Origin of the sequence: Pseudomonas sp. NPDC089530, assembly GCF_050280705.1 — a bacterium.
Taxonomy (GTDB): domain Bacteria; phylum Pseudomonadota; class Gammaproteobacteria; order Pseudomonadales; family Pseudomonadaceae; genus Aquipseudomonas.
This window is the reverse complement of the sequence record NZ_JBNNVU010000159.1, coordinates 1-6,488: the sequence shown is the minus strand read 5'-3', so window position 1 is coordinate 6,488 and position 6,488 is coordinate 1. Positions and strand designations below refer to the sequence as shown.

The following is a 6,488-nucleotide window of genomic DNA, read 5'->3' as shown; positions in this document are numbered from 1 at the left end:
GTCAGGAAGCGCCCGCCGAGGTGGTCTTTCGAGGCTTCGAACAGGGTGATGCGGGTGGCCCCGGCGCGCAGCAGTTCATAGGCCGCGACACCTTTGGCGTGTCCACCATGTGCATTGGCCTTGGCCAGGGCATCGCCACCGTCTTCGAACGCGTTTAAGCGTTGCGTTGATGGAAGCCGGGGCCCAGTGCCCCGGTTTTTGTTTTTCTGAAGATTTATTATTTTTTATTTTGAAAAGTTTTGCGCGAGGGCCAGAACATGCAGTTACAACCCGGGCTCTATCAGCATTACAAGGGGCCGCAGTACCGTGTTTTCAGCGTGGCGCGGCATTCCGAGACGGAAGAAGAAGTGGTGTTCTATCAAGCCTTGTATGGCGATTACGGCTTTTGGGTGCGCCCCTTGAGCATGTTCCTGGAGTCGGTCGAAGTTGACGGCGAGCAGGTGCCACGCTTTGCTTTGGTGCAGGCCGAAGCCAGTCTTTTTTCACGGCCCTGAGCCGAGGTCGCGCAGAACCCTGCGCTTGACCTCACCTTGTTGCCACTATATATAGCGGTGCCGCGTCAGGCGCCAACCGCCTCTCACTTCTCGAATTCAGGAATTTTCCGATCCATGGGCAAATCGCTGGTCATTGTGGAATCCCCGGCTAAGGCCAAGACCATCAACAAGTACTTGGGCAACCAATACGTGGTGAAGTCGAGTATCGGCCATATCCGAGACCTGCCCACCAGCGGTTCGGCGAGCGCCGCCAAGGAGCCTGCCGCCAAGCGTGGCAAGACGGCTGGTGAAGCCCCCGCGCTGTCGGCCAAAGAGAAGGCCCGCAAACAGCTGGTCTCGCGCATGGGCGTCGATCCGGAACACGGCTGGAAAGCCAAGTACGAGATCCTCCCGGGCAAGGAAAAAGTCATCGAAGAGCTGCGCCGGCTCGCCAAGGATGCTGACACCATCTATCTCGCAACGGACTTGGACCGCGAAGGGGAAGCCATTGCCTGGCACCTGCGGGAAGCCATTGGTGGGGACGACAGCCGTTACAAGCGCGTGGTGTTCAACGAAATCACCAAGAAGGCGATCCAGGAAGCCTTCTCCCAGCCGGGCGAGCTGGATATCGACCGGGTCAATGCCCAGCAGGCGCGTCGCTTCCTCGACCGCGTGGTGGGTTACATGGTATCGCCGCTGCTGTGGGCCAAGATCGCCCGTGGCCTGTCCGCCGGCCGTGTGCAATCGGTAGCGGTCAAGCTGGTGGTGGAGCGTGAGCGCGAGATCCGCGCGTTCATCCCTGAAGAGTATTGGGAAGTCCATGCCGGCCTCGGTACCGCCAAGGGCGCCAATGTGCGCTTCGAAGTGGCCCGTGAAAACGGCGAGGCCTTCAAGCCGCTGAACGAAGCCCAGGCCATGGCGGCGCTGGAGAAGCTCAAGGCGTCGACCTATACCATCGCCAAGCGCGAAGACAAACCGACCAGCAGCAAGCCGTCGGCGCCTTTCATTACCTCCACCCTGCAGCAGGCCGCGAGCAACCGCCTGGGCTTCGGGGTGAAGAAAACCATGATGATGGCCCAGCGTCTGTATGAAGCTGGCTACATCACCTATATGCGTACCGACTCGACCAACCTCTCGGCTGACGCCCTGACGATGGCGCGTACCTACATCGAAGAAGAGTTCGGCAACAAATACCTGCCGTCCTCGCCGAACTACTACAGCAGCAAGGAAGGGGCCCAGGAGGCGCACGAAGCGATTCGTCCGTCCGATGTGAACACCCATCCGAGCAAGCTGTCGGGCATGGAACGTGACGCTGAACGCCTCTATGAGCTGATCTGGCGCCAGTTCGTGGCCTGTCAGATGCTGCCGGCGCAATACCTGTCGACCACCGTCAGCGTCGCCGCTGGTGGCTTCGAGCTGCGCGCCAAGGGCCGTATCCTCAAGTTCGACGGTTACACCCGGGTCATGCCACAGATGAGCAAGCCGGGCGACGACGACGTCTTGCCGGACATGGCGCAGGGCGATGTGCTGAAGCTGATCAAGCTCGACCCGAGCCAGCACTTCACCAAGCCGCCGGCGCGCTATTCCGAGGCCAGCCTGGTCAAGGAAATGGAAAAACGTGGCATTGGTCGTCCTTCGACCTATGCGGCGATCATTTCCACCATCCAGGACCGTGGCTACGTGGCGCTGCACAACCGTCGTTTCTATTCGGAAAAGATGGGCGACATCGTCACCGAGCGTTTGGCCGAAAGCTTCTCCAACCTGATGGACTACGGTTTCACCGCCGGCATGGAAGAGCACCTCGATGACGTGGCCCAGGGCGAGCGCGACTGGAAAAACGTGCTCGACGAGTTCTACGGCGACTTCAAGAAGAAACTTGAAGTGGCCGAAGGCAGCGAAAGCGGCATGCGCGCCAACCAGCCGGTGATGACCGATATTCCGTGCCTCACCTGTGGCCGGCCGATGCAGATCCGCACAGCATCCACCGGTGTGTTCCTCGGTTGCTCGGGCTACAGTCTGCCGCCGAAAGAGCGCTGCAAGGCGACGGTCAACCTGGTGCCGGGCGACGAGATCGCGGCGGACGACGAGGGTGAATCCGAATCGTTGGTATTGCGTGGCAAGCATCGCTGCCCGATCTGCAGCACGGCGATGGATGCCTACCTGCTGGACGAGAAACGCAAGCTGCACATCTGCGGTAATAACCCGGATTGCGCGGGTTATGAGATCGAAGAGGGCAGCTACCGCATCAAGGGCTACGAAGGTCCGAGCCTGGAGTGCGACAAGTGCGGCAGCGAGATGCAGCTCAAGACCGGTCGTTTCGGCAAGTTCTTCGGGTGCACCAACTCGACCTGCAAGAACACCCGCAAGCTGCTCAAGAGCGGCGACGCGGCGCCGCCGAAGATGGATCCGGTGAAGATGCCCGAGCTGAAATGCGAGAAGGTCAACGACACCTATATCCTGCGTGACGGCGCTTCGGGCCTGTTCCTGGCTGCTAGCCAGTTCCCGAAAAACCGTGAAACCCGCGCGCCGCTGGTGATCGAGCTCATCCCGCACAAGGACGAGATCGATCCGAAGTATCACTTCCTCTGCGAAGCGCCGAAGAAGGACCCGGAAGGTCGCCCGGCAGTGATCCGCTACAGCCGCAAGACCAAGGAGCAGTACGTGCAGACCGAAGTCGACGGCAAGCCGACCGGCTGGCGTGCGTTCTATGACGGCGGTAGCTGGAAGGTCGAAGACAAGCGTTAACCTATGCGTTGAACGCTTCTGAAAGGCCGCGTGACTCCTCTGGGGCACGCGGCCTTTCTTTTGGGCTTGCGGTTGGCTGGAGTGTTCCACGACACTGTATGGCCAGCCTGCTGTTATCTATCCGTTGTGGAGACTGCCTTCATGGCCCACGAACTCTATACCCGTACCAACCAGAAAATTTATTTTGCCGGCCTGTCGCTGGAAGCCTTGGCGCGGGCCGAGGCGGGCGGGGCAATGAATGCCCAGGCGCTGGTGCAGGCGGGGCGAGAGTCGGTGCTGTTTCACCTGTACGGCGCACTGCTTGGCCTGTGTCACGAAATCGCGGGCTTTTATCGTCTGCCACAGGCCAATGCGCCTCGGGCTGAAGTGTTGCTGACCCGGGAAGTGCTGGAAAATATCGCGATCCCTGAGCTGGCCGAGTTGGTGGAGTTGGCCCATAACCCGGAGACCTGGCTGGCAAGGCTGCTGGCAGCGCATTCGGCCATGTTCCAGCCACCGCGGGTGCCGCACAAACCCAAGGGCGATGTCACTCAGCCGTTGATCGTTGCGGTCAACCTCGACGAAGAAGAGCAGCCGGCGGAGCTGAGTCGGGAAGAGCTGGAGCAATGGCGACAGAATCTCAAGGCTTTGGCGATTCGCTTCCGTGATGGCCTGAACGAATGTTGAGCCGCTTTTTGGTGACAAATACCTGCGCGTAATGTCGGGCAAACAAAGAAAACCCTTTGGGCCCGCGCGAGGTCGGGGCGATGACTGATATAATCCCGGCCTTTCGTGGAGAACAGATCTTTATGCCAACGTCCTTTCTAGAAATTGTCGAATTGCCAGACGGTCGTATCGAGCTGCGCAGGGCCGAGGACGAGGGTTCTCTGGTCACTCTGGACTTTTCAGAGGACGCCAAAGCTTTCCTGCAAGGCCAGCATGTTGAAGTAGCCAAGGCCATGTTGAGCGTGGGTGTGCAGATGGCGGGTCGCCTGGTTGAAGGCGAATTGGAGAAAGAAGAGGGGCCGCGGGTTCTTCACTGAGGCCGTTTGTCGGTTTTATTGCTGTCGTTCGTCGCCTCCTTTCGGCTTCTCAATCCTGGAGAAGCCTTGTGTCATTCAAGCCTATCCATTGGCGCTTCTGTCGGTCAGCCCAGACGAATATTCAGGCTTTGTGCGTCGCCCATGCGGGCTGCGCCGATGAGCTGTTGACGGGCGCTGCTGTTCAATGGGTTGAGCCAGCTGACAACGGTATGGCTGCGTCCCAGGCGCAGCGCTTCGCAGGCCAGCTGTTGTGCGCTTTGGGCGCCGCGAGGGTGCAGCAACAGAATCCGTTCCCGGTTCAGGCCGGCATCCCGCAGCCAGGCCTGGGTCAGGCTTGCTGGCGGGGCGATCAAGGTCAGCCAGCGTGCGTCCTGGTCCTGGCTCAGCTCTCGGAGAATGGGCGCCAACAGGCTCAGGCAGTTCCCGGCGGCCCCGCGCAACGACAGCTCGCTAAAGACTTCCGGTTGATTGCCCCAGGGCGATTCGGCGACCTCCTTGAGGATCGGTGCCAGAGGTTGGGCCATGAACGCTTCGAACAGGGGTAGTTGCGCATGCTGTGGGGTGTGGGGGAACTGCATGGAGCCTCCTTTAGCGGCGAATGACGCCGACACTCAAGCCTTCGATCACCAGGTCCTGATCTTTCAGGTTGACTTCGATAGGCGCAAACTCGGGGTTTTCGGCAATCAGCCAGACTTTGCTGCCTTCGCGCTTGAAGCGTTTCACGGTGACCTCATCGCCAATGCGAGCGACGACGACCTGGCCGTTGCGGGCTTCGCGAGTGGTGTGCACGGCCAGCAGGTCACCATCGAAGATGCCGATGTCCTTCATGCTCATGCCATGGACCCGTAGCAGGTAGTCCGCGCGGGGATGGAAGAAGGCCGGGTTGATATTGCAGGACTCTTCGATGTGCTGTTCAGCAAGAATCGGCGCACCGGCGGCAACGCGGCCGATGATGGGCAGGCTGGAGTCGTCGGGCTTGGCTTCGAACCCAGGGATACGAATGCCGCGGGAAGCGCCCGGAGTCATTTCGATCGCGCCTTTGCGGGCCAGCGCCTTGAGGTGTTCCTCGGCGGCGTTGGGCGACTTGAAGCCCAGTTCCTGGGCGATTTCCGCGCGGGTGGGCGGGTAGCCGTTGTCTTCGAGGCAGCGTTTGATAAAAGCCAGAATCTCAGCTTGGCGGGACGTCAGTTTTAGCATGTCGATCGCTCTGTCTTTTTATACAGTGACTGGAATTATATACAGTGAAAGCTGCTTGGCAATCCTCCTTTTGCCAATCACCGCTGGACGGTCGGGCGGTTGACATGCATGCCTGGCGTCGCGCGGCTGGCTACAGGAAGCGGCAGGTATGGTTAAATAACTGACTGACCGGCCGCAAAACGGACAGGTAGGCTTGACAAGGCATGGGCTGAAACGTATGTTTCAAACAAGTGTTTGTCAGGCGGAGTAGCCATGGCCCAGTCGGAAACCGTTGAACGCATTCTCGATGCTGCCGAGCAGCTGTTCGCGGAAAAAGGTTTTGCCGAAACCTCATTGCGGCTGATCACCAGCAAGGCCGGGGTCAACCTGGCGGCGGTGAACTATCATTTCGGTTCCAAAAAGGCGCTGATCCAGGCAGTGTTCTCGCGCTTCCTCGGGCCGTTCTGCGTCAGCCTCGACCGTGAGCTGGAGCGGCGTTCGGCCAAGCCGGACAGCAAGCCGAGCCTCGAAGAGCTGCTGGAAATCCTCGTCGAGCAGGCCTTGGTGGTCCAGCCTCGCAGCGGCAACGACCTGTCCATTTTCATGCGCCTTCTGGGCCTGGCCTTCAGCCAGAGCCAGGGGCACCTGCGGCGTTATCTGGAAGACATGTACGGCAAGGTGTTCCGCCGCTACATGCTGCTGGTCAACGAAGCCGCGCCGCGTATTCCTCCGATCGAACTGTTCTGGCGTGTGCACTTCATGCTGGGAGCGGCAGCGTTCAGCATGTCGGGAATCAAGGCGCTGCGGGCGATCGCCGAGACCGATTTCGGGGTCAACACCTCGATCGAGCAGGTGATGCGCTTGATGGTGCCGTTCCTCGCGGCCGGCATGCGCGCCGAAACCGGCGTCACCGACGATGCCATGGCCACGGCGCAGCTGAGGCCGCGCAGCAAGTCGACCCCGGCGGTCGCCAAGGCCTGACCTTGCGGGTGGGCGCGGCAGCTTACATCCGCTAAGCTAGCCGCCCATGCCGACTCTCGTTTCCAGTCTCTCTCCATACCCTTCGCCGATC

General features: G+C 60.3%; 7 protein-coding genes. 5 read left to right on the top strand and 2 right to left on the bottom strand.

Annotation, left to right across the window (positions count from 1 at the left end):
• Positions 1-257: 257 nt before the first annotated feature.
• The 4 genes from ACQKQA_RS29375 (at position 258) to ACQKQA_RS29360 (ending at position 4,240) form a co-directional block, all read left to right on the top strand.
• Entirely contained in the window at positions 258-494 is a 237-nt protein-coding gene (locus ACQKQA_RS29375; protein ID WP_427564682.1) for a DUF1653 domain-containing protein, read from the top strand.
• Between the two features lie 114 nt (positions 495-608).
• Positions 609-3,218, top strand: a complete 2,610-nt coding sequence (gene topA / locus ACQKQA_RS29370; RefSeq protein WP_427564681.1) for a type I DNA topoisomerase — start codon at positions 609-611, stop codon at positions 3,216-3,218.
• Positions 3,219-3,359: 141 nt separating this feature from the next.
• Positions 3,360-3,884, top strand: coding sequence for a DUF6586 family protein (locus tag ACQKQA_RS29365; RefSeq protein WP_427564680.1), 525 nt, complete (start codon positions 3,360-3,362; stop codon positions 3,882-3,884).
• Positions 3,885-4,006: 122 nt separating this feature from the next.
• Positions 4,007-4,240, top strand: a complete 234-nt coding sequence (locus ACQKQA_RS29360) for a hypothetical protein (protein ID WP_044465990.1) — start codon at positions 4,007-4,009, stop codon at positions 4,238-4,240.
• Positions 4,241-4,344: 104 nt separating this feature from the next.
• On the opposite strand, the gene sulA is transcribed toward ACQKQA_RS29360, so the two are convergent.
• Positions 4,345-4,818 (bottom strand): SOS-induced cell division inhibitor SulA, encoded by a 474-nt coding sequence (gene sulA / locus ACQKQA_RS29355; protein WP_427564679.1) that lies wholly within the window; start codon positions 4,816-4,818, stop codon positions 4,345-4,347.
• Positions 4,819-4,828: 10 nt separating this feature from the next.
• Positions 4,829-5,437 carry a transcriptional repressor LexA gene (gene lexA / locus ACQKQA_RS29350; protein ID WP_023968542.1) on the bottom strand — a complete coding sequence of 203 codons (609 nt, stop codon included), beginning with the start codon at positions 5,435-5,437 and terminating at the stop codon, positions 4,829-4,831.
• Between the two features lie 252 nt (positions 5,438-5,689).
• Here lexA and ACQKQA_RS29345 point away from each other — a divergent pair, with 252 nt between their 5' ends.
• Positions 5,690-6,397, top strand: a complete 708-nt coding sequence (locus ACQKQA_RS29345; RefSeq protein ID WP_427564678.1) for a TetR/AcrR family transcriptional regulator — start codon at positions 5,690-5,692, stop codon at positions 6,395-6,397.
• The last annotated feature ends 91 nt before the right edge of the window (positions 6,398-6,488 follow it).